We start from the raw sequence: 21,622 nt of genomic DNA on the forward strand, positions 1-21,622 counted from the left end.
GAAGACGGAACGATGAGCGTGCCAGCAGGATGCAAGCGTTACCAACACGGCGCGCCACATGGCGGAAGCCGGTCTAACGAAACGCCCTGATATGTCGGAAAGAGATGTGGTCGGCACGGGTCACAGAATGAACCGCCCAGCCAGCGATCGATCAGAAATCGACCTAAATGGGAGTGTCGCTGAAAGCACTAGGCGCGCCAGAACTCTAGAAGTCAAGGGAATTCAACGGAGCCATTCCGGAGTCAGTCCATGGTCACCCGGTATCGCTTGAGAGCCAGAATGGTCACGAAAAGCAGGAACCCGGTGATCGCCAGAGTATCGTTTGTGATTTCCTGAAGGCCGTTTCCTTTCAGCAAGATCCCCCGAACAATACGCAGAAAATGAGTCAGGGGGAGAAGCTCGCCAATATATTGCGCCCACAGGGGCATTCCCCGAAACGGAAACATGAAACCCGATAGCAGCAGCGAGGGCAGAAAGAAAAAGAACGACATCTGCATGGCCTGCAACTGATTGCGGGCAATGGTCGAAAAGGTGAACCCGACGCAAAGATTGGCCCCGATGAACAAGATCAACACAAATGTCAGCAGGCCAATGCTGCCCACAATGGGAACCTTGAATAGAAAATGCGCCGCCCCCAGAATGAGGGCGACCTGGACATAGCCGACGAAAATATAGGGAATGACTTTTCCCAGCATGACTTCGAACGGTTGAACCGGCATGGCTAGCAGGGTTTCCATGGTGCCGCGTTCGGTTTCCCGGGTCACCGCCAAGGCGGTGAAGATGATCATGGTCATGGTCAACACCACGCCCATCAGGCCCGGGACGATATTGTACTGATTGATACCTTCCGGATTATAGCGTTTGTGAATGACCAACCCGAATGGCGGCGGCTGGCCGGTCAGGTAGGTCAGAGGTCCTTTCAGGTCCGGGTTGAGGGCCGTGAGGGCCAACTGATTCAGGGCGCCGACCGCATTGCTGGTGGCGGCGGGATCGGTGGCGTCGGCTTCAATGAGAATTTTGGGGCGACTGCCACGCAGGACATCGCGGGAAAAATGTGCCGGAATGCGCAACACAAACTGCACCTTGCCGTTCCGCACCAGATGTTCGGCCTCGTCCGACGACACGAACGGTTGTGTGATCTTGAAATATCCAGAAGTTTCCAGAGCGGTGATAAGGGTGCGGACAAAGGGGCCGTTGTCGCCGCTGACAACTGCGGTGGGCAGACTCTTGGGGTCCGTATTAATGGCGAAACCGAACAATACCAGTTGCATCAAGGGAATGCTGATCATCATGGCAAAGGTCAGGCGGTCGCGGCGCATTTGGATGAATTCTTTGACCAGCAGGGCCATAAACCGGGAAAAGGAGAAGCCACGCCACTTCATTGGACAGGGGCCTCGGGGTGATCTTTCATCAGACGAATAAAGACATCTTCGAGGGTCGGTTGCTTTTCCTTCCACAGGAGAGTTCCGTCATCGCGATAGGGGGCGATGGCCGCTGTCAGGGCCTGTCGATCGGTGGAACTGACATGGAGCGTAGTGCCGAACGGAGCCACCATTTCGACCCCCTTCAGGGTGGCGAGTTCGCGGGCCAAGGCACTGCGTTGGACGGACTCCATATCGCCATCGACGGTCCAGATGCTCAGGCCCGATTGCGCCACAACTTCCGGCGCGCTGCCCTGGGCGATCAGCGATCCATAGGCAAGATAGGCAATGGCCGTGCAGCGTTCGGCTTCATCCATGTAATGGGTGCTGACCAGAACGGTTAGACCTTCGGCGGCCAACTGGTGGATTTTATCCCAGAACTCCCGGCGGGCTTTGGGATCGACCCCGGCGGTCGGCTCATCCAGCAACAACAGTTTCGGCGCATGTAGGGTGCAGGCCGCCAGAGCCAGCCGCTGTTTCCAACCGCCGGACAACTGACCGGCCAATTGGTTCCTTCGGTCCGCCAAACCGAGGCCCTCAATGGTTTGCATAACTGTACGACGACGATCCTTGATTTGATAAATGCGGGCCACGAAATCCAGGTTTTCGCGGACCGAGAGGTCGTCATAGAGGCTGAACCGTTGCGCCATATAGCCAACCTGACGTTTGATTTCGTCACTTTGATGGAGAATGTCGAAACCCAGGCAGGTGCCGCTGCCGGAATCTGGAGTGAGTAAGCCGCAGAGCAGGCGGATGGTGGTGGTCTTGCCGCTGCCATTGGGGCCGAGAAAACCGTAGATCTGGCCCTTTTTGACTCGCATATTCAGGTCGCGCACAACCGTCTTGCCATCGAAACTCTTGTTGAGCCCGGCCACGTCGATCACCGCCTGGTCGGTGCGGATAATCGAAGGCGTCGTCATGGAACGGGGCTCGATAGCTGGACTTCAACGGGTTGACCGGGATGCAGGGACACTTGTCCTGTCGGCCAGGCTTCGGCCATGAACACGAGCTTTTGCTGCGAGGGTTGGCTGAAAATCACCGGCGGCGTGAACTCAGCGACTTCCGAAATAAACCGGATCGTTCCGGATTGGCCGGGTGGGCAGCCATCACAAGTAAATGTCACGGCCTGTCCGATCTGCACTTCACCGAGACGACGTTCAGGAATGAAAAAGCGGACTTTGAGGGCGGCATCGGGAAGCAGTGACAGAACAGGCTGTCCCGGTTGAACGAATTCGCCTTCTTCAAACAGAACGTCTTCAATGCGTCCTGCCTTGGGGGCTGTCACGCGGTGTTTCTGAAATTTCCATTGGGCTGTTTCCAGCGCCGCTGTTGCGGTCTTGACGGTGGCCTTGGCGGCGGCGACTTCCTCGGCACGCGCGGCCAAGCGCGCGGTGGAAATCTGAGCATTCAATTCATCCAGGCTCGCCTGATTCACATTGACGTCGGTCTTCGCCTGATCCAGGTCCGCTTGGCTGATGATGCCGTCTTTGAACAGTTTTGTTTTGCGCTGCCAAGTCTCCTTGGCGAGTTTCAGAGCCGCATCGGCTCTTTGGCGTCCGGCGATCAGGACCGCGATTTCCTGATCCCGTTTGCCGACCAATAAGTCGGCCAGTCGGTGGCGGGCAATGTCCAACTGCCCTTCAGCTTGACGCAGGAGGTTGGCTTGAACAACACTTTCCATGGTGAAAACCAACTGCCCCGCCGCCACTTGATCCCCCCTGACCACGGATAGGGTTTCGATGTTTCCCGCTTCATAGGCGGATAGGTAGATGAAGTCACCCTCGCCATATCCTTGGAAACCCGAGTGGGGTGTCTCGTCCCCGCATCCTCCCGTGCCTACAAGCAATGCCAACAGGCCGATCAGCCTTGACAGGCCTTGGAGCCGACGGTCACAGAATGTAAGAGGGGGTACCAATTCTCTTTCTCCTGATGTGACAATGCTTTGCACAGCCTGATCATCCCTTGCCTATATTAGGATGTCGAGGGGGAAATGATTGCCCCAGGCACCCTAGTTTCGGAAGCCCAACGATTTGGGCGAGACTTCGGGCCTGTTGCGGTGTTATTCTCCGGCGACGACGATAAAGCGGACGGCAACGATCTGCACAGGCGAGGGTTGGTCATGGACGATCTGCTCAGTGAATTTCTGACTGAGACAAGCGAGAATCTGGCGGTCGTGGATGTCGAACTGGTGAAGTTCGAGCAGGACCCGAACGACACGGAAATTCTCGGCAATATCTTTCGTCTGGTCCATACCATCAAGGGCACCTGTGGGTTTCTCGGTCTGCCGCGCCTGGAAAAGGTCGCCCACGCCGGGGAAAATGTGCTCGGCAAGTTCCGTGACGGCACCCTGCGCGTCTCCCCCGAGGCCGTGACTCTGATCCTGGAATGCCTCGACAGCATTCGCGGCCTGTTGGACGTGCTCGAACGGACCGAAAAGGAACCCGAAGGCAATGACGCGGATTTGATTGCCCGGCTCAATGCCATGGCCGAGGGGCAGGCGGCGGAGATCAAGGCGGCCAAACAGGCCCAGGCGGCCAAGTCCGCGCCGCCCCCCGCGTCTGAGCCCGAAGCCAAACCGGTCGCCGTGGAAACACCGGCACCGACGGCAGCGGAGCCGGTGGTCGAAGTTGCGGACGAAACGGACAGGGAGCCGCAAGCCGCGCCGCAGCCGGTGGTCGCCAAGGCCTCGGTTCCGGCGCGCTCCGACCCGGTGTCATCCAAGCCCAACACCCAGTCCAAGGCCGATCCGGCCAAGGATATGTCGCTGGCGGCACAGACCATCCGGGTCAATGTGAATCTGCTGGAAAATCTCATGACCCTGGTCAGCGAACTGGTGCTGACCCGCAATCAGTTGCTGCAAATGGTGCGCGGGCGGGATGATTCGGAGTTCCTGGCGCCGCTGCAACGGTTGAGCCATATCACCACCGATCTTCAGGAAGGGGTGATGCGGACCCGCATGCAGCCCATCGGCAACGCCTGGGCCAAGCTGCCACGGATTATTCGTGACCTGTCCCTGGAACTGGACAAGAAGATCGACCTGCGGATGCAGGGGGCGGGGACCGAACTGGACCGTCAGGTGCTGGAATTGATCAAGGACCCGCTCACCCACATGGTGCGCAACTCCGGCGATCACGGCTTGGAATCTGCGGCCGAGCGTCTGGCTGCCGGGAAGCCGGAAACCGGGGTGATTTCCCTCAATGCCTACCATGAAGGCGGACATATCATCATCGAAATCCGCGATGACGGAAAGGGCATCAATACCGAACGGGTGAAGCAGAAGATTCTCGAAAACGATCTGTCCAGCGAAAGCGACATCGCCTCCATGACCGAACATCAGATTCATCAATTCATATTCCGCGCCGGGTTCTCCACTGCGGAAAAGGTGACATCGGTCTCCGGTCGCGGCGTGGGCATGGACGTGGTGCGGACCAATATCGAGAAAATCGGCGGCACCATCGAACTGAAATCGGCCAGCGGTCGGGGCTCCCTGTTCACGGTCAAGATTCCGTTGACCCTGGCCATTGTCTCGGCGCTGATCGTCGCCAGTGGCGGCGAGCGGTTCGCCATTCCGCAAATCAGCGTGCTGGAACTGGTGCGGATCTCCTCCCGGTCGGAGCATGTGATCGAAATGCTCAATGATGCGCCGGTGTTGCGTCTGCGCAATCGGCTGCTGCCGTTGGTGTCGCTCAACCACATGCTGCACCTGGGCGATGGGACGGGGGATCAGCTCAAAGACTCCTTTGTGGTCGTGACCCAGGTGGGGGCCTATACCTTCGGGATCATCGTCGACAAGGTGTTCGATACCGAGGAAATTGTCGTCAAGCCGCTGGCCCCGATCCTGCGCGATATTCCCTTCTATTCGGGCAATACCATTCTCGGCGATGGCAATGTGATCATGATCCTCGATCCCAACGGGATCGCGGCGGCTTCCGGCCATGTGGAACTGGCGGTTCCCGATGAGATGCGGGCCGAAGAAAGCGCCGCTGCGGAGGCCGAGGCCCGCGTCACCAGCCTTTTGGTATTCAAGGCTGGTTCGGCGGAGTTCAAGGCGGTGCCCCTGGCGATCGTGGCGCGGCTGGAGGAAATCGACATGACCACGGTGGAACGGTCGCACGGTCAGCCCATGGTCCAATACCGCGGCCAATTGATGCCGTTGATTCCGTTCTCGGAGTCTCAGCAGTTGGTGACGGATGGCTTGCAGCCGATTCTGGTGTTTACCGATCGGGACCGCTCCATGGGCCTGGTGGTCGATGAAATCGTCGATATCGTCGAGGATGTGCTGGATGTGGAATTGCCCTCGGCGACCCCGGATTTGCTCGGCACGGCGGTGCTCGCCGGTCGGGCCACCGATGTGATTGATGCGGGCTATTTCCTCAACAAGGCGTTCAGCGACTGGTACGGTCCGAAGGAGCAGGCGGTTCACGGGAATCGACCGAAGGGCGAGGGGCGGCGGGTTTTATTGGTGGATGACAGCCCGTTTTTCCGCAATCTGCTGACGCCGATGCTGTTGGTGGCCGGCTACCGGGTGGTCTGCCTGGAGGATGCCCAGGGGGCTTTGGAGTTGTTGGGCGAGGATGGCGAATTCGACGCCATTCTCAGCGATATCGATATGCCCGGCATGAACGGTTTTGAATTCACCGAGGCCCTGCGCGCCGATGCACGGTGGGCCGAGGTGCCGGTCATCGCCCTGTCGTCCCATGCCAGCGACCGTAATTTGGAACAGGGACGACAGGCGGGATTTACCGACTGCGTGGCGAAATTCGACCGTGAGGCGCTGGTGCGAACATTGAACGAGACCCTTGGAGCGCGGGACGGTGGCGGGAAAAAGGCTTCTCCCTGAATCTCCTACTATCCGGCTGTACAGGGTGGGACGGCTTTGTTAGGCTCTTGGCGTCCGGGGATAAAATTGAGATAACCAACTGGGAACAAAAAGCCGTAAAGCGGTAGCTTGGGTGGAGAATGATGAAATCTTGTTTGATCGTGGATGATTCGCGGGTGATCCGCATGGTGGCCCGCAAGATCGTCGAGGAACTGGGGTTCGAGCCCGTCGAGGCGGCGGACGGCAAGGAAGCGCTGGATGCCTGTGGCAAGGCGATGCCCGATGCGGTGCTGCTGGATTGGAACATGCCGGTGATGAGCGGCATCGAGTTTTTGCGTGAAATGCGTAAAATTCCCGGAGGCGAGAAACCGATTGTGGTTTTCTGCACCACCGAAAACGACATTGAACACATTCAGGAAGCGATCGAAGCCGGGGCCAACGAATATATCATGAAGCCCTTCGACAGTGAGATTATTCAAGCGAAGTTCGCGCAGGTTGGATTGATGTAATTGCCGATATTGATCGGTTGAATCAGGTGCATGTGTCCTTAAAGACGGAACAGTTCAGCCCTCCTGGCGGCCAAGAGGCAGGCCCGATTCGGGTCATGCTCGTTGATGATTCCGCCGTGGTGCGGGGGCTGTATTTTCGCCTGCTCGACGAAGATCCGGAAATCAAGATCGTGTCCTCGGTGGCCAACGGGCTGATGGCGGTGAAACATCTGGGGCATGACTCTGTTGATGTGGTGGTTCTGGATATCGAGATGCCGGTGATGGGCGGGCTGGAAGCCCTGCCGAAGCTGCTGGCCATCCGTCCGGGGTTGCCGGTCCTGGTCGCCTCCAGCCTGACGCAGCTTCATGCCGAAGTCTCCCTGAAGGCCCTGGAGGCCGGTGCGGCAGATATCCTGCCAAAGCCGACGAGCATTCGGGATATTGGCGAGAATGGTCCGTTTCGCAGGGAATTTCTGGGCAAGGTCAAAAGCCTGGGACTGGCTTTCCGGCTGAAGCGGGAACTGGGGAATGACGATGCGCGTGAGCGTACTGTCCCGCGACCGGCCTCGGTTTATCGGGATCGTCCCGGCATCCGAACGGCGCTGCCCGAGGCTTCGCCGAAGGTACAGACTCTGAGTCCTTTGTCGGCCACGCCCATTTTGCTGCGGCAGCCGGGACAGGCCAAGGCGGAGGTCCTGGCCATTGGCAGTTCCACCGGTGGCCCGCAGGCCCTGTTTGCCTTTTTGCGCGGACTACGGGGCGGATGCCGCCTGCCGGTGCTGGTAACCCAGCATATGCCCGCCACCTTTACGCCGATTCTGGCGCAACATATCCAACGGATGAGCGGCTGGGAATGCCGGGAAGCCACCGATGGCCTGCCCGTGTCACCCGGTCAGGTGCTGGTGGCCCCGGGCGGATACCACATGCTGGTGGAGCAGCAAGACTCGCAAGTCGTCGTGCGTCTCAATGACGGCCCGGAGGAGAATTACTGCCGTCCCTCGGTGGACCCGATGATGCGCAGTATCGCCCGGGTCTACGGTCGTCATGCCCTCGGCGTTATTTTGACCGGCATGGGCACGGATGGCCTGAAGGGCTGTATGGATCTGGTTTCCAGCGGCGGCACCCTGTTGGCCCAGGATGAGGCGAGCTGTGTCGTCTGGGGGATGCCGGGCGCAGTGGCCAAGGCCGGGATCTGTAGCGCGGTCCTGCCGTTGGATGAACTGGCCAATCAGGTGATTCGTCTGACCACCAGGGGGGGACGATGAAGCCGGAAAATTTCCAGTTCATAGCCGACCTGTTGAAGAAGAAATCCGGTCAGGTGCTCGGACCTGACAAGGTGTATCTGGTGGAGAGCAGACTTCTGCCGGTGGCCCGCAAGCGGGGACTGAAGGATCTCGAAGAACTGGTGTCGTTGTTGCGGCAACAGGATAGGGCTCTGGTCAGCGAAGTCGTCGATGCCATGACCACCAATGAATCGTTCTTTTTCCGCGACATCAAGCCATTCGACATGTTCCGGGACGTCACCCTGCCACAGTTGATGGAAGACCGTGCCGCCCGCAAGTCCCTGCGTATTTGGTGCGCCGCCGCCTCCAGTGGACAGGAACCCTATTCCCTGGCGATGATTCTCAAGGAAGCGGCGGCGAAAATGGCTGGCTGGCGGGTAGAAATTCTGGCCTCCGATATTTCCGTCTCCATGTTGGAGAAGGCCAAGGCGGGGAAATACTCCCAGTTCGAGGTGCAGCGGGGCCTGCCCATCCAGAATCTGGTCAAATACTTCAAGAAACAGGATGAATCCTGGGTTATCGACCCCAGTCTGCGCAGCATGGTCAAATTCCGGGAGTTCAATCTGCTTGATGATATGCGTCCGCTGGGCACCTTCGACGTGATCTTTTGCCGCAACGTGTTGATCTATTTCGACCAACCGACCAAAAGCAAGATCTTGGACGATATGGCCAAGATGATCTCCGAAGACGGATCGTTGTTTTTGGGCGGCGCGGAAACGGTGCTCGGTCTGACCGACAGGTTCAAGCCGATGCCGGGACACCGGGGCATCTACAAGCTGACCGACGCGCCCCCAGCTTCCCACCGTTAGTACGGAGCAAGCTGAACAAACAGGCATTTTTTCAGGCCTGCTCCTTTAAAGCGTACTGTCGAAGTATCATGTTTGCGATATCTGTTCTCAACATATGGAGACGGGACTTTGCGCAGGGGCATCCAGGACGAGAAAGGATGGGCGACTCTCGCCGGTGCTTTTATGTCGGGCATGGGGATGATCGTCCTGCTGAGTTGGTGGGGAGGATGGCCCTGGGTCATCTCCTTGTCATCCGACTTTCCGTCCATGAAGGCAAATACCGCATTAGGCATGATCCTGCTGGGAGGCGCCCTGGTCTGGATGGCTTGGCAGGGGGCCGAAGTTGGGCGCTGGGTGGTGGCGTCGAGTGTCATCTTGTTGGGTGGCACCACCCTGGTCCAGTCCATATGGGACGTCGATTTCGGCATTGATCAGGCACTGGCGCGTGATCCCTGGAGTCCAGCGGCACCCGGCCGGATGTCCGAAGCGACGGCGACAACCTTCCTCTTTTGTGGGGTTTTGTTGGGGGCTTTCAGAATGGGTCCTGAGCGTTTTCCCTTGTTCTTCGATAGCCTGTTCTATTTTGCCCTGTTTGCCCCACTCACAGCTTTGATGGCTTATACCTACAGCCCTGACTCCTTGTTTGAGATTGGACCATTCTCTACTGTTGCCCTCCATACGGCGTTGGGATTTATGCTTTTTCTTTCCGGGTTCGCCTTGTTGACCGAGGGGCGAAGTACCTTGCGGTTTGCCTCTCTCGATCATCTGTGCGGTCAATCCTCGTGTTGGCGGGGCATCGGCTTGATTTTACTGCCCCTCACCCTGGGGTGGCTGGTTCATAAACTCATTTTGGCCGGGATCATCGCCGCCCCCTTTGCCATTGCCATGGGTGTTTCCAGCTTTCTGATCATCATGATGATGCTGTGGACCTTTGGAGCCATGCATCACGAAAATGCGCAGGCCGCATTGGAAGGCGAAGCCAAACAGCGCCTCAATTTGGAACATCGGTTGTTGGCGATTCTTGATCTGTCCGGGGACGCTTTGCTGTTCTTCGGGCCGAACAATGAAGTCTTACATGCCAACAAAGGGGCCGAAGAGTTGTTTGGCCGGTCGGCGGCGGAATTGAAAACACTGTCTCTTCCCGACCTCATCCCGGCGCGATTTCGCGACAGGCATGAGCGTTTGGTGGGCTCGTTCAAGCGCGCCCCCAAAATGTCTTCCACGCAAGATAACCCTCTCAACATGATTGCTCTGCACCGGGAGGGGTTCGAAATTCCAGTCACCATCACGGTCAGCAAGAAATCCTTTGAGGGTCAGATATATTCAACGGCGGTGGTGCGGGATGCTTCTTCCCTGGCCGAGCGCATTGGCAGCCTGTGTCACGATGCTCTCGTCGATCCTCTGACCCAGATCGACAATCGGCGCGCCCTAGACATGACTCTCTGCAAGTACCAGATGGGCCAACGGAAGACGGACCGAGTGGCGGTTATGGTTCTCGATCTTGATCACTTTAAAAGGATCAACGACAGCCATGGTCACGATGAGGGGGACAAGGTTCTGACGGCGGTTGCCAAGTGTATCGCCGGATGCCTGCGGGACACGGATCGAGTTTTTCGCTTCGGCGGCGAGGAGTTCGTCATTATATCGACCGATATAACCCCCGATGACGCGCTGTCCCTGGCCGAACGCGTTCGTCAGTCGGTTTTAGATCGCCCCCCATGTTCGCAAGAGCGCGTCACAATCTCGGTGGGCGTAGGGTTCCCAGAACCTGGGGATGGCGCGCTGGAACAGGCGTTCAAGCGCGCCGATCAGGCGGTCTACGAAGCCAAGGCAAAAGGCAGAAACTGCGTCGTTGCCGCCACTGCCTGAAGGTGCTCCCCGACACCGCTTGGCGCGGGCGGGGGGATCGTCTATATCTCCGCCCATGCAAGAATGCGATGTCCTGATCATAGGTGCCGGTGCAGCGGGCCTCATGTGCGCCGGGCAGGCCCTGGGACGTGGCCGCCGGGTATGGGTGATCGACCATGCCCGGGCAGTGGGGCAAAAGATCCGCATCTCCGGCGGCGGGCGGTGCAATTTCACCAATTTGAACGTCTCAGCGGCGAATTACCTGTCCGATAATCCGCGCTTTTGTGTATCGGCCCTCAAACGCTACAGCCCGCAGGATTTCATCGGCTTGGTCGAGAAGCATGGCATTGCCTACCATGAACGGGAGCATGGACAGTTGTTTTGCGATGGCTCGGCGCAGCAAATCATCGACATGCTGCTCGCCGAAGCCGAGGGGTGCCGCATCCAGACCGGCACGACTGTCCGCCATCTGTCCAAAGAGGCATCGGGGTTTCAAGTGGTCACCAACCAAGGCGATATTCGGGCATCTGCCGTTGTTGTCGCAACCGGTGGGCCTTCCATTCCGAAAATGGGCGCGACCGGCTTTGGCTATGCCATCGCCCAGAAATTCGGCCTCAACGTGATCGAACCTCGTCCGGGATTGGTGCCGCTGACCTTTGATGGCGCGATCATGGATCAGTTACAGGGGCTGTCCGGGATATCCCTGGATGCCGAGGTGACGCTGGGCAAGGTGCGTTTCAGGGAAGCGCTGCTGTTCACCCATCGGGGGCTGAGTGGTCCGGTGATCCTGCAAATCTCGTCCTATTGGCAGCCCGGCGATACGATCTGCATCAATTTGCTGCCCGGAACGGATGTGTTTCAATACCTCAAGGCCGCCAGGCAGGATCAGCCCAAAAAAGACCTGCGAACCGTGTTAACGCAGCTATTACCCAACAGATTGGCCCAGCGCTGGGCCGAGCAGGCGGGCTGCGCGGGACGCTTGGCGGACACGCCCGACAAGGCTCTGCGTGGTCTGGCCGAGCGCATCAACGGCTGGTCCGTCACGCCCCGTGGGTCGGAAGGCCTGCGCACCGCCGAGGTCATGGTCGGCGGCGTCGATACCCGAGGTTTGTCTTCAAAAACCATGCAGGCGCTGAAGGTCCCCGGTCTCTATTTCATCGGCGAGACGGTGGATGTGACCGGCCATTTGGGAGGCTTCAATTTCCAATGGGCCTGGGCGTCCGGCCATGCCTGCGGGCAGGCGGCGTAGTCGTTTGCCGTAGGATCACTCTATCGCAGCGGGGGTTTCGGCTTTCGCCCGGTCATCCTGTGGGTCGCGCAGCATGTAGCCGCGGCCCCAGACGGTTTCGATGTAGTTGTCGCCGCCGGTGGCGGTGGTCAGCTTTTTGCGCAGCTTGCAAACGAACACGTCGATGATTTTCAGTTCCGGCTCGTCCATACCGCCGTACAGGTGATTGAGGAACATTTCCTTGGTCAGGGTGGTGCCCTTGCGCAGGGAGAGCAGTTCCAGAATGCCGTATTCCTTGCCGGTCAGATGAACCGGGGTGCCTTCCACCTCGACGGTACGGGCCTCCAGGTTGACCGAAAGACGGCCGGTCTTGATGATCGGTTGGGCGTGCCCCTTGGAGCGGCGCACGATGGCCTGAATGCGGGCGATCAGTTCGGCTTTGTCAAACGGCTTGGTCAGGTAGTCGTCGGCCCCGAAGCCCAGACCCTTGACCTTGTTATCCGGCTCGGTCAGGCCGGACAGGATGAGCACCGGGGTTTCCACCCGGGCGTCGCGCAGCCGTTGCAGGACCTCGTAGCCGTCGATGTCGGGCAGCATCAGATCGAGCACGATGATGTCGTAGTCGTAGAGCTTGCCGATCTCCAGGCCATCCTCGCCCAAATCGGTGGAATCCACGACCATACCAGCGGACCGGAGCATCAATTCGATGCTCTTGGCCATATTGGGGTCATCTTCAACGAGGAGTGCGCGCATCGACTATTCCTGCATGAATCTGGCTCATGGTAACCATATGTTGGGGAATCGTCATCCATTACTTTCCAGGATTGGATTTTTCCTGGAAAATAACCGGGATACCTGGAGGCCTGCCATGACGCTGCATGTGAAAAGCCTGATTCGCGAGATCGAACGCCTGCCGGATCATCAGGTCTATGGGCGTGTGTCGGGGGTCCAGGGCATGCTGGTGGAACTGGGCGGCATGAAGGGGGCCTTGTCCATCGGCGACCATTGCCGGGTGGTGGGGCGCAACGAACGGCGCATTATCTGTGAAGTGGTCGGATTCCGCCACGGCAAGGCATTGCTATTGCCCTTCGGGCACCTGGACGGCGTGGCCCTGGGCTGTCGCGCCGAATTGGGGGTGACCGAGCCGGTCATCTATCCCGACGGCCAATGGCTCGGACGGGTGGTCAATGCCTTCGGTGAGGCGGTGGATGGCAAGGGGCCCATGTCGTCGGGACAGCGCGCCTATCCGGTGCGCAACCGGCCGCCCCCGGCCCACAGCCGCCAGCGGGTGGGCGACAAGATTGATCTGGGCGTGCGGGCGATGAACACGTTCTTGACCTGCTGTCGGGGTCAGCGCATGGGCATCTTTTCCGGCTCCGGTGTGGGTAAGTCGAGTCTGCTCTCGATGATGGCCAAACATACGGAAGCCGATATTAGTGTGATTGGTCTGATTGGCGAACGGGGACGCGAGGCCCGCGAATTCATCGAGGACGACCTGGGCGAGGAGGGGCTGAAGCGCAGCGTGTTGGTGGTCGCCACCTCCGACGAACCGGCCCTGGTGCGCCGTCAGGCTGCCTATATGACCATGGCCGTGGCCGAATACTTTCGCGATCAGGGGCATGACGTGCTCTGTCTGATGGACAGCGTCACCCGGTTCGCCATGGCGCAGCGGGAAATCTCCCTGTCCGCCGGGGAGCCTCCGGCCAGCAAGGGCTACACCCCGACCGTGTTCGCCGAATTGCCGCAACTGCTGGAACGGGCCGGGCCAGGGGGCGAGGGGCAGGGCTCGATCAGCGGCCTGTTCACTGTCCTGGTCGAGGGGGACGATCACAACGAACCGATCTCCGATGCGGTGCGCGGCATTCTCGATGGTCATGTGGTGTTGGATCGGGCCATTGCCGAGCGGGGCCGTTATCCAGCGATCAATGTGTTGCGCAGCGTGTCGCGAACTCTGCCCGACTGCAACACCGAGCCACAGAATCGTCTGGTGGCGCGCGCCCGCAAGCTGCTCGCCACTTATGAGGACATGGCCGAACTGATCCGTTTGGGGGCCTATCGCCGGGGTACCGACGCGGCGGTGGATGAAGCCATTGTTTATTATGAGGCCCTGGAAGCTTTCCTGGCCCAGGACATGCGGCAGAAAGTTTCGTTGGAGGACGGCTATAAGATGCTGGCCTTGATCCTCGGTGAGGCTTATGGCGACCAGCCGGTCATTGCCCCGTCGAATCCGAAGCCCGAGGCCAAATAAGGCATGGCCGAAAAGGATCTCCATACGCTGATTCGTCTGGCCCAGTTCACGGTCGATGAACGGCGGCGGGTGCTCGGGGAGCGTCTGGAGATGCTGTATCGGCTGGAAGAGGAACGCCGACAACTGGAAGAGTCGGTGCTCAGGGAGCAGAAGCTCGCCGCCCGAATGCCCGAATATGCCCTGACCTACGGCCCCTTTGCCGAGGGCGTGATTCTGCGTCGCGAGGAACTGATCAAGGCCACGGCCGAGGCGGAAGCGCTGGTGGAGGAGGCGCAGGCCCATCTCGGTGATGCCTATCTGGACCTCAAAAGCTACGAGGAAAGCCAGCGTCTGCGGGACGCCCGCCTGCGCCAAGAAGAAAACCGCCGGGAGCAGGCGCAGCTTGACGAAATCGGCATGCGCTCCCATCTGTTGAAAGTGGAAGAAAACGGATAGGTTCTTTCCACTTTTCCCGCTCTTGCCTTGCGGGGCTGGGGACGTATATAGTGCCCAGCCCGATTCAGCCGCCCAATCCCGACGTTCAAGGAGCCCGATCAAGCCATGGCACGCGTTACCGTCGAAGACTGCATTCTCCAGGTCCCCAACCGTTTCGAGCTGGTCATGATGGCCGCCCAGCGGGCGCGCAACATTTCCGCCGGGGCACCGCTGACCATTGACCGGGACAACGACAAGAACCCGGTGGTGGCGCTGCGCGAGATCGCCGACGAGACGCTCGACCTGGGGGCTCTGGAAAGCAGCCTGGTTCAGGGCCTGCAACGGCATGTGGAAAACGACGAGCCGAACGAGGAAGAGATGGACCTGTTGGCCGTCTCCCAGGATCTTGTGGACGAGATTACGCCGACCGCCAGCGAAGAAATTGCCGAGGATGTTCTGTCCATTCAGGACGATGCCATGGCCGAGGAGTCGGATGAGGGTGACACGGACCTCTGATCGTTCGACCCCTGTCGGGGGGGCTTGCCCTGAATTCGGGACAACACCATGATCCGTCAGTTCGAACTGGTGGAACGGGTCAAAGCCTACGACCAAAATGCCGACGAGGACGCCCTCAACCGCGCCTACGTCTTTGCCATGAAAGCCCACGGGGCGCAGAAACGGGCCTCGGGCGACCCCTATTTTTCCCATCCCCTTGAGGTGGCGGGCATCCTGACCGGCTACCGGCTGGACACGGCCTCGATCATCACCGCCTTGCTGCATGACACCATCGAGGATACCGAGGCCTCGCTGGATGACGTCATCGCGCATTTCGGCGAGGATATCGGACGGCTGGTCGATGGGGTGACCAAGTTGACCCGCATCGAATTGCCCCAGGGCACCGATCAGGCCAATACCCAGGCGGAGAATTTCCGCAAACTGGTGCTGGCCATGTCCGACGACATCCGGGTGCTGCTGGTCAAACTGGCCGACCGACTGCACAACATGCGCACCCTGGGCTTTGTGGGCAAACCCGAAAAGCGCCGTCGCATCGCCCTGGAAACCATGGAGATTTACGCCCCGTTGGCGGAACGGCTGGGCATGCAGGAATTGAAGAACGAGCTGGAGGACCTGTCCTTCGCCGAACTCAATCCGGAGGCCCGGGAATCCATTCTGGCCCGATTGCATTTCCTGCGCGAGCATGACGAGGATCTGGTGCCGCGGGTGCTGGCGGAGCTGGAAAAGGTCTGTGCCGACGGCGGGCTGAAGGTGACCGTTTCGGGGCGCGAGAAATCGCCCTATTCCATCTGGCGCAAGATGCAGCGCAAGGATGTGGGCTTCGAGCAGTTGTCTGACATCATGGCTTTTCGGGTGCTGGTTGCCGATGTGGAGGAATGCTATCGGGCCCTGGGCACCATTCACCGCAAATATCCGGTGGTGCCGGGGCGCTTCAAGGACTACATCAGCACGCCGAAACCCAACGGCTACAAATCCCTGCACACCTCGGTCATCGGACCGTTGAAGCATCGCATCGAGGTGCAGGTGCGCACCCTCGACATGCATGACGTGGCGGAAAACGGCGTCGCCGCCCATTGGGACTACAAACAGGGGCTGGGCAGCACCGAGGGGCGCCGCTATCGCTGGCTTCGCGAGTTGCTGGATATTCTGGAACATGCCGCCGGGCCGGAGGAGTTTCTCGAACATACCAAGCTGGAGATGTTCGAGGATCAGGTGTTCTGCTTCACCCCCAAGGGCGACATCATCAATCTGCCCAGTTCCGCCACCCCGGTGGATTTCGCCTACGCGGTGCACTCGGAAATCGGCGATACCTGCGTCGGGGCGAAGGTCAACGGACGCATGGTGCCGCTGCGCACGGCATTGAAAAATGGCGATCAGGTGGAAATCGTCACCTCCCGCGCCCAGACGCCGTCTCCCGAATGGGAACAGTTCGTGGTCTCCGGCAAGGCCCGGGCGCGCATTCGCCGTCTGACCCGGGTGCAGCAGCGGCAGCAATATGCCAGCCTCGGCCATTCGATGCTGAAAAATTCTTTCCGCGACGAAGGCTATGAGATGTCGGAGAAGGGCCTGGAGCAGACTCTCAAGCGGTTCAAGGTGCAAAGCGTCGAGGATCTGTGCGCCGAGGTGGGGGCCGGGATCGTGCCGGCCCGCGACGTCCTGCACGCGGTCTATCCGGGCACCCGCGACGACTTCAAGCATCGTCTGCGTCGGGCACTGCCCCTGGCCCGGGTCCGCCAGCGCCTGAGCCGCGACAAGGACAAGGACAAAGACCAGGGCGTGCCGATCAAGGGCATGATCCCCGGCATGGCGGTGCATTACGCGGGCTGTTGTCATCCCCTGCCCGGTGACCGCATCGTCGGCATCATCACCACCGGTAAGGGTGTGACCATCCACACCATCGACTGCGAAAATCTGGCCTCCTACTCCGACGAGCCGGAACGCTGGCTGGATGTGTCCTGGGATCGGGACGAGACCAAGGAAGATCATGTGGGGCGGATTCGCATCACCCTGGCCAACGAAGTGGGCAGCCTGGGGGCCGTCTCCACCCTGATCGCCAAGAACCATGGCAACATCTCCAATCTCAAAATCACCAAAAGATCTTTGGATTTTTTTGATATGTTGGTGGATATAGAAGTCCAGGACGTCAAACACCTGATCAACATCATCGCGGCCCTGCGTGCCTCGCCCGTGATCAATTCCGTGGATCGGGCCCGGGGCTAGCCCGAGGCCGATGGAGAAGGACCATGAGCCGACCCTTGCGCCTTGGCGTGAATATCGACCACGTGGCGACCATTCGCAACGCCCGCGGCGGACGCCATCCGGACCCGGTGCGGGCGGCGGAACTGGCGGCGCGGGCCGGCGCCGACGGCATCACGGCGCACCTGCGTGAGGATCGCCGCCATATTTCCGACGTCGATATCACGCGCCTGGTCTGCGACATCGACCTGCCGCTGAATCTGGAAATGGCGGCGACCGAGGAAATGCTGACCATTGCCCTGCGCCACAAGCCGCATGCCGCCTGCATCGTGCCCGAAAAGCGCGAGGAGCGGACCACCGAGGGCGGCCTGGACGCGGAGGGGGGATTCGCCCATTTGCAGCCCATCGTCGCCCGTCTGGCCGAGGCCGGTGTGCGGGTGTCGCTGTTCATCGAGCCGGAGCGGGCACAGATCGAAGCGGCGCGGAAATTGGCCGCCCCGGTGGTCGAGTTGCATACCGGGGCCTATTGCGATGCCGAGGACTCGGAACAGCGGGCGGCACAATTGCAGCGCATTGTCGAAGCTGCTGCCATCGCCGAGGACCTGGGCCTGGAATGTCATGCCGGGCACGGTCTGACCTATGACACGGTGGAACCGGTGGCGGCCATTCCGACGATTGTCGAACTCAACATCGGGCATTTTCTGGTCGGCGAGGCAATTTTCGTCGGCTTCGAGGCGTCATTGCTGGAAATGCGGCGGCGCATGGATGCCGGGCGGGGTCGCGGATGATTCTGGGGGTCGGCACGGATTTGACGGATATCACCCGTATCGAGAAGTCTTTGGCGCGCTTCGGAGATCGCTTTGTTGATCGGGTTTTCACCGAAATGGAAAAACAGAAATGCTTTCGCCGGGTACATCCCGCTGCGGCCTTCGCCAAGGCCTTCGCCGCCAAGGAAGCCTGTGCCAAAGCCCTGGGGACCGGGTTCCGGCAGGGAGTCTTCTGGCGCGATCTGGCGACCGGCAATCTGCCGTCGGGGCAGCCGACGCTGACCCTGACCGGTGGCGCGGCGGCGCATCTGGCAGAGATGGTCCCGGCGGGCATGGTGCCGCGCATTGATCTGTCGCTCAGTGACGAGTATCCCCTGGCCCAGGCGGTGGTGGTGATTTCCGCCATCTCCGGGACCATGGCTTGACAGAAATCCTGAGGCCTGTATTGATCAGCCCGCAAACCAACAGATGGCGTATATGATGAACGATCTTCCGGACGGGAATGCCAGTGAAGCGGCGGGAGCCGCCAAGGCGGCGGGCAGCGATTGGGGCGAGACCTTTCGCACCGTGGTCTACGCGCTGGGTATCGCCGTGTTGATCCGCACCTTTGCCTATGAACCGTTCAGCATCCCGTCCGGTTCCATGATCCCGACCCTGCTGATCGGCGATCATCTGTTCGTCTCCAAGCTGTCCTATGGCTATAGCCGTTATTCATTGCCCTTCGGGTTGCCGTTGATTCCGGGCCGTATTCTGTTCAGCGAGCCGCAGCGCGGCGACGTGGCGGTATTCCGCAAGCCCACCGATACCAGCCAGGACTACATCAAGCGCCTCATCGGCCTGCCCGGAGATCGGTTGCAGGTGGTGCGCGGGATTCTGCACATCAATGGCGAGCCGGTGGTGCGCAAGCGGATCGAGGATTTCGTGGATCACAGCACCGACGGCAACGTGCGGCGTATTCCGCAATATATCGAGACCCTGCCCAACGGGGTGGAGCATCGCATTCTGGAAGCCTGGGGCGACCACGGACCGGCCGACAACACGGAAGTGTTCATCGTGCCCGAGGGTCATTATTTCGGCATGGGCGACAATCGCGACAACTCCACCGACAGCCGCTTTCCCGATGTGGGGTTCATCCCGGTGGAAAATCTGGTCGGACGGGCGGACCTGATGTTCTTCTCCAAGACCGATGACATGGCCTGGTACGAAGTCTGGAAATTGTTCGGCAGTCTGCGTTACGACCGCTTTTTCATGGGAATCCATTGAGCGCCTCGGGACCTCATGGGGAATTGCAGCGGGCGATTGACCATGTGTTCGCCGACCCGACGCTGCTCACCAACGCCCTGACCCATGCCAGTCTGGTCAGCGGCACCGCCTCCAACGAACGTCTGGAATTTTTGGGCGACCGAATTCTGGGGCTGGTCATTGCCGAGACCCTGTATCACCAATTTCCGCAGGAAGACGAAGGTGCTCTGGCCCGTCGTCTGGCCGCCGTGGTCAGCCGTCCGGCCCTGGCGCAGGTGGCAACCGGACTGGACCTGGGGCGGTATCTTCAGGTGGCGGCGTCGGAAGACGGCAGCGGACGAGAAAATCCGGCCCTGCTGGCCGATGCCTGCGAGGCGCTGATTGCCGCCCTGTATCTGGATGGCGGTCTTGCGGTGGCGGCGGCCTTTGTGCGCCGTCATTGGGCGCCGCTGGTGGCGGCCGATCCGCAACCGCCCAAGGATGCGAAAACCGCGCTTCAGGAATGGGCGCAGGGGCGCGGCAAGCCGTTGCCCCAATATTGCGAAGTATCCCGTCACGGCCCGTCCCATGCGCCGCTCTTCACCATCGAGGTCACGGTGGACGGATTGGGCCGCGCCACCGCCAAGGGGGGCTCTAAGCGGGTCGCTGAACAGGCGGCGGCGGAACTGCTCCTGGCTCAAACGGAGGCGTCATGAACGACAGCGACAGCCGTTGCGGCTTTATCGCCATTCTCGGCGCGCCCAACGTCGGCAAATCGACCCTGCTCAACCAGTTGGTGGGGGCCAAGGTTTCCATCGTCTCGCCCAAGGTGCAAACCACCCGCAGCCGGGTTCTGGGGATTCGCATGGAGGGTCCGGCGCAACTCGTGTTCATCGACACGCCGGGCATTTTCGAGCCCAAGCGGCGGCTCGACCGGGCCATGGTGGCGGCGGCCTGGGGCGGCGCGTCGGATGCCGACATGGCCCTTCTGCTGGTCGATTCGGCACGCGGAATCGACCCGGATACCCGGCGCATTCTCGATCGGCTGAAGGACGGCGGGCGACAGGTCCTGCTGGTGCTCAATAAGGTGGATCTGGTCAAAAAACCCGACCTGCTGCTGCTGATCGACCAATTGAACGAAACCGGCCTGTTTTCCGAAATCTTCATGGTCTCGGCCCTGACCGGGGACGGGGTCGAGGACCTGGCCGCCTTCCTCGGGGGCCATGTGAACGCCGGACCCTGGATGTTCCCCGAAGACCAGATTTCCGACATGCCGGTCCGGCTGTTGGCCGCCGAGGTGACGCGCGAAAAGATCTTCATGCGCCTGCAACAGGAATTGCCCTATCAGGTGGCGGTGGAAACCGAGCTGTGGCAGGAGCGCCCCGACGGCAGCGCCGAGGTACGGCAAGTGATCTATGTGCAGCGCGACGGTCAGAAGGGCATCGTGCTCGGCAAGGGCGGCCAGATGATCAAGTCCATCGGTGCTTCGGCACGGCAGGAACTGGAACATCTGCTGGAGCAGAAAATCCACCTGTTCCTGTTCGTCAAGGTGCGCGAAGGCTGGGGCGACGACCGCGAGCGGTTCAGTGAGTGGGGGTTGGACTTCGACGCCTGATCAGGTCCAGTCCGGCGGCGGCAGGTCGAGGTAGGCGGAACGCAGGGCTTCCGACCAGCGGGCTGAAATGTCCAGGAAATAGGGATCGTTTTCCTCAATGCGGGTCCGTTGCTGGATCTTCAGGCTGTCTTTGCGATAGACCACCAGATCGAGCGGGAAACCCACCGAAAGGTTGGAGCGCACCGTCGAATCCATGGACAACAAGGCCAGTTTGACCCCGTCGTCGATCTTGGTCTCCCCGTAGGCCAAGGCGCGGTCGAGGATCGGCTTGCCATACTTGTGCTCGCCGATTTGCAGAAACGGGGTGTCCTCGGTGGCGGCAATGAAATTGCCCGCCGCATAGATCTGAAACACCCGCATGGTCCGCCCGGCCAATTGGCCGCCGAGCAGGAACGAGGCGTTGAACGACATGTCCTGCGCCTTCAAGGCCTCGGCATCCTCGGCATGGACCTGACGCACGGCGCGGCCGACCAGACGGGCCGCCTGGAACAGCGACGGCACGTTGAGCATGGTCTCAAGTGCGCCGTCGGGATCGTCGCTGGGCGGCAGCCCCTCTTCGATCAGATTGGTCACCGCCTGGGTGATGGCCAGATTGCCCGCCGTCATCAGCACGATGACCCGCTCGCCGGGCTTTTCCCAGGTATAGGTTTTCGAATATTTGGAGATGTTGTCCACCCCGGCGTTGGTCCGGGTATCGGCCAGCATCACCAATCCCTCGTCGAGAAAAAGGGCCACGCAATAGGTCATGTTCGGTTCTCGCTGAATCGTCG

20 protein-coding genes are annotated in these 21,622 nt (G+C 60.2%); 15 read left to right on the forward strand and 5 right to left on the reverse strand.

Annotated features, from left to right (window positions below):
- Window positions 1–242: 242 nt before the first annotated feature.
- Genes ACYQ1P_RS10585 through ACYQ1P_RS10595 form a run of 3 tightly spaced genes read right to left on the reverse strand, consistent with a single transcriptional unit; the run spans window position 243 to window position 3,273 of the window.
- The gene (locus ACYQ1P_RS10585) at window positions 243–1,382 is read right to left on the reverse strand and encodes an ABC transporter permease (RefSeq protein ID WP_460020326.1); all 1,140 of its coding nucleotides are present in this window, start codon (window positions 1,380–1,382) and stop codon (window positions 243–245) included.
- Window positions 1,379–2,341: an ABC transporter ATP-binding protein gene (locus ACYQ1P_RS10590; protein ID WP_460020327.1), complete on the reverse strand. Its 963-nt coding sequence runs from the start codon at window positions 2,339–2,341 to the stop codon at window positions 1,379–1,381. Before ACYQ1P_RS10590 ends, ACYQ1P_RS10585 begins: the two co-directional genes overlap by 4 nt.
- Entirely contained in the window at window positions 2,338–3,273 is a 936-nt protein-coding gene (locus tag ACYQ1P_RS10595) for an HlyD family secretion protein (RefSeq protein ID WP_460020328.1), read from the reverse strand. The genes ACYQ1P_RS10590 and ACYQ1P_RS10595 overlap by 4 nt, the downstream gene beginning before the upstream one ends.
- Window positions 3,274–3,540: 267 nt before the next feature.
- On the opposite strand from ACYQ1P_RS10595, the gene ACYQ1P_RS10600 reads away from it, so the two are divergent.
- The 6 genes from ACYQ1P_RS10600 to ACYQ1P_RS10625 all read left to right on the forward strand — a co-directional run bounded on the left by ACYQ1P_RS10600 (window position 3,541) and on the right by ACYQ1P_RS10625 (window position 11,896).
- On the forward strand, window positions 3,541–6,261 hold the full coding sequence (locus ACYQ1P_RS10600; RefSeq protein WP_460020329.1) for a hybrid sensor histidine kinase/response regulator: 2,721 nt from the start codon (window positions 3,541–3,543) through the stop codon (window positions 6,259–6,261).
- Window positions 6,262–6,383: 122 nt separating this feature from the next.
- The gene (locus ACYQ1P_RS10605) at window positions 6,384–6,749 is read left to right on the forward strand and encodes a response regulator (protein WP_460021637.1); all 366 of its coding nucleotides are present in this window, start codon (window positions 6,384–6,386) and stop codon (window positions 6,747–6,749) included.
- A gap of 95 nt (window positions 6,750–6,844) precedes the next feature.
- Window positions 6,845–7,993: a protein-glutamate methylesterase/protein-glutamine glutaminase gene (locus ACYQ1P_RS10610; protein ID WP_460020330.1), complete on the forward strand. Its 1,149-nt coding sequence runs from the start codon at window positions 6,845–6,847 to the stop codon at window positions 7,991–7,993.
- Window positions 7,990–8,820, forward strand: coding sequence for a CheR family methyltransferase (locus ACYQ1P_RS10615; protein ID WP_460020331.1), 831 nt, complete (start codon window positions 7,990–7,992; stop codon window positions 8,818–8,820). The genes ACYQ1P_RS10610 and ACYQ1P_RS10615 overlap by 4 nt, the downstream gene beginning before the upstream one ends.
- 177 nt (window positions 8,821–8,997) lie before the next feature.
- A complete protein-coding gene (locus ACYQ1P_RS10620; RefSeq protein WP_460020332.1) occupies window positions 8,998–10,668 on the forward strand; it encodes a GGDEF domain-containing protein in 1,671 nt (556 codons plus the stop codon).
- Between the two features lie 55 nt (window positions 10,669–10,723).
- Window positions 10,724–11,896: a BaiN/RdsA family NAD(P)/FAD-dependent oxidoreductase gene (locus tag ACYQ1P_RS10625; RefSeq protein WP_460020333.1), complete on the forward strand. Its 1,173-nt coding sequence runs from the start codon at window positions 10,724–10,726 to the stop codon at window positions 11,894–11,896.
- Between the two features lie 15 nt (window positions 11,897–11,911).
- Here ACYQ1P_RS10625 and ctrA read toward each other — a convergent pair whose 3' ends face one another.
- The gene (gene ctrA / locus ACYQ1P_RS10630; protein WP_460020334.1) at window positions 11,912–12,628 is read right to left on the reverse strand and encodes a response regulator transcription factor CtrA; all 717 of its coding nucleotides are present in this window, start codon (window positions 12,626–12,628) and stop codon (window positions 11,912–11,914) included.
- Between the two features lie 115 nt (window positions 12,629–12,743).
- Here ctrA and fliI point away from each other — a divergent pair, with 115 nt between their 5' ends.
- The 9 genes from fliI to era all read left to right on the forward strand — a co-directional run bounded on the left by fliI (window position 12,744) and on the right by era (window position 20,852).
- Window positions 12,744–14,123, forward strand: coding sequence for a flagellar protein export ATPase FliI (fliI, locus tag ACYQ1P_RS10635; RefSeq protein ID WP_460020335.1), 1,380 nt, complete (start codon window positions 12,744–12,746; stop codon window positions 14,121–14,123).
- A 3-nt stretch (window positions 14,124–14,126) separates the two neighbouring features.
- Window positions 14,127–14,558 (forward strand): hypothetical protein, encoded by a 432-nt coding sequence (locus ACYQ1P_RS10640; RefSeq protein WP_460020336.1) that lies wholly within the window; start codon window positions 14,127–14,129, stop codon window positions 14,556–14,558.
- A gap of 105 nt (window positions 14,559–14,663) precedes the next feature.
- The gene (gene rpoZ, locus ACYQ1P_RS10645) at window positions 14,664–15,053 is read left to right on the forward strand and encodes a DNA-directed RNA polymerase subunit omega (protein WP_460020337.1); all 390 of its coding nucleotides are present in this window, start codon (window positions 14,664–14,666) and stop codon (window positions 15,051–15,053) included.
- Between the two features lie 48 nt (window positions 15,054–15,101).
- Complete coding sequence (locus ACYQ1P_RS10650; protein WP_460020338.1) at window positions 15,102–17,273, forward strand: RelA/SpoT family protein; 2,172 nt, start codon at window positions 15,102–15,104, stop codon at window positions 17,271–17,273.
- Between the two features lie 23 nt (window positions 17,274–17,296).
- Window positions 17,297–18,037 carry a pyridoxine 5'-phosphate synthase gene (locus tag ACYQ1P_RS10655; RefSeq protein ID WP_460020339.1) on the forward strand — a complete coding sequence of 247 codons (741 nt, stop codon included), beginning with the start codon at window positions 17,297–17,299 and terminating at the stop codon, window positions 18,035–18,037.
- Entirely contained in the window at window positions 18,034–18,441 is a 408-nt protein-coding gene (gene acpS / locus ACYQ1P_RS10660; protein ID WP_460020340.1) for a holo-ACP synthase, read from the forward strand. Before ACYQ1P_RS10655 ends, acpS begins: the two co-directional genes overlap by 4 nt.
- Before the next feature lie 52 nt (window positions 18,442–18,493).
- A complete protein-coding gene (gene lepB, locus ACYQ1P_RS10665; protein ID WP_460020341.1) occupies window positions 18,494–19,279 on the forward strand; it encodes a signal peptidase I in 786 nt (261 codons plus the stop codon).
- The gene (gene rnc, locus ACYQ1P_RS10670) at window positions 19,276–19,953 is read left to right on the forward strand and encodes a ribonuclease III (RefSeq protein ID WP_460020342.1); all 678 of its coding nucleotides are present in this window, start codon (window positions 19,276–19,278) and stop codon (window positions 19,951–19,953) included. Before lepB ends, rnc begins: the two co-directional genes overlap by 4 nt.
- Window positions 19,950–20,852, forward strand: coding sequence for a GTPase Era (gene era, locus ACYQ1P_RS10675; protein ID WP_460020343.1), 903 nt, complete (start codon window positions 19,950–19,952; stop codon window positions 20,850–20,852). The genes rnc and era overlap by 4 nt, the downstream gene beginning before the upstream one ends.
- Here the strand turns inward: era and ACYQ1P_RS10680 are convergent, their stop codons facing one another.
- The gene (locus ACYQ1P_RS10680) at window positions 20,853–21,599 is read right to left on the reverse strand and encodes a proteasome-type protease (RefSeq protein ID WP_460020344.1); all 747 of its coding nucleotides are present in this window, start codon (window positions 21,597–21,599) and stop codon (window positions 20,853–20,855) included.
- Window positions 21,600–21,622: the final 23 nt, after the last annotated feature.

Source organism: Magnetospira thiophila (assembly GCF_054657015.1).

Coding starts and splice junctions, on each gene's coding strand:
- ACYQ1P_RS10605 (WP_460021637.1), top strand. CDS start 6,384: ATGAAATCTTGTTTGATCGTGGATGATTCGCGGGTGATCCGCATGGTG.
- ACYQ1P_RS10680 (WP_460020344.1), bottom strand. CDS start 21,599: ATGACCTATTGCGTGGCCCTTTTTCTCGACGAGGGATTGGTGATGCTG.
- ACYQ1P_RS10625 (WP_460020333.1), top strand. CDS start 10,724: ATGCAAGAATGCGATGTCCTGATCATAGGTGCCGGTGCAGCGGGCCTC.
- ACYQ1P_RS10590 (WP_460020327.1), bottom strand. CDS start 2,341: ATGACGACGCCTTCGATTATCCGCACCGACCAGGCGGTGATCGACGTG.
- lepB (WP_460020341.1), top strand. CDS start 18,494: ATGATGAACGATCTTCCGGACGGGAATGCCAGTGAAGCGGCGGGAGCC.
- ACYQ1P_RS10655 (WP_460020339.1), top strand. CDS start 17,297: ATGAGCCGACCCTTGCGCCTTGGCGTGAATATCGACCACGTGGCGACC.
- ACYQ1P_RS10600 (WP_460020329.1), top strand. CDS start 3,541: ATGGACGATCTGCTCAGTGAATTTCTGACTGAGACAAGCGAGAATCTG.
- ACYQ1P_RS10585 (WP_460020326.1), bottom strand. CDS start 1,382: ATGAAGTGGCGTGGCTTCTCCTTTTCCCGGTTTATGGCCCTGCTGGTC.
- ctrA (WP_460020334.1), bottom strand. CDS start 12,628: ATGCGCGCACTCCTCGTTGAAGATGACCCCAATATGGCCAAGAGCATC.
- ACYQ1P_RS10650 (WP_460020338.1), top strand. CDS start 15,102: ATGATCCGTCAGTTCGAACTGGTGGAACGGGTCAAAGCCTACGACCAA.
- ACYQ1P_RS10620 (WP_460020332.1), top strand. CDS start 8,998: ATGATCGTCCTGCTGAGTTGGTGGGGAGGATGGCCCTGGGTCATCTCC.
- ACYQ1P_RS10615 (WP_460020331.1), top strand. CDS start 7,990: ATGAAGCCGGAAAATTTCCAGTTCATAGCCGACCTGTTGAAGAAGAAA.
- ACYQ1P_RS10640 (WP_460020336.1), top strand. CDS start 14,127: ATGGCCGAAAAGGATCTCCATACGCTGATTCGTCTGGCCCAGTTCACG.
- era (WP_460020343.1), top strand. CDS start 19,950: ATGAACGACAGCGACAGCCGTTGCGGCTTTATCGCCATTCTCGGCGCG.
- acpS (WP_460020340.1), top strand. CDS start 18,034: ATGATTCTGGGGGTCGGCACGGATTTGACGGATATCACCCGTATCGAG.
- rpoZ (WP_460020337.1), top strand. CDS start 14,664: ATGGCACGCGTTACCGTCGAAGACTGCATTCTCCAGGTCCCCAACCGT.
- fliI (WP_460020335.1), top strand. CDS start 12,744: ATGACGCTGCATGTGAAAAGCCTGATTCGCGAGATCGAACGCCTGCCG.
- ACYQ1P_RS10610 (WP_460020330.1), top strand. CDS start 6,845: ATGCTCGTTGATGATTCCGCCGTGGTGCGGGGGCTGTATTTTCGCCTG.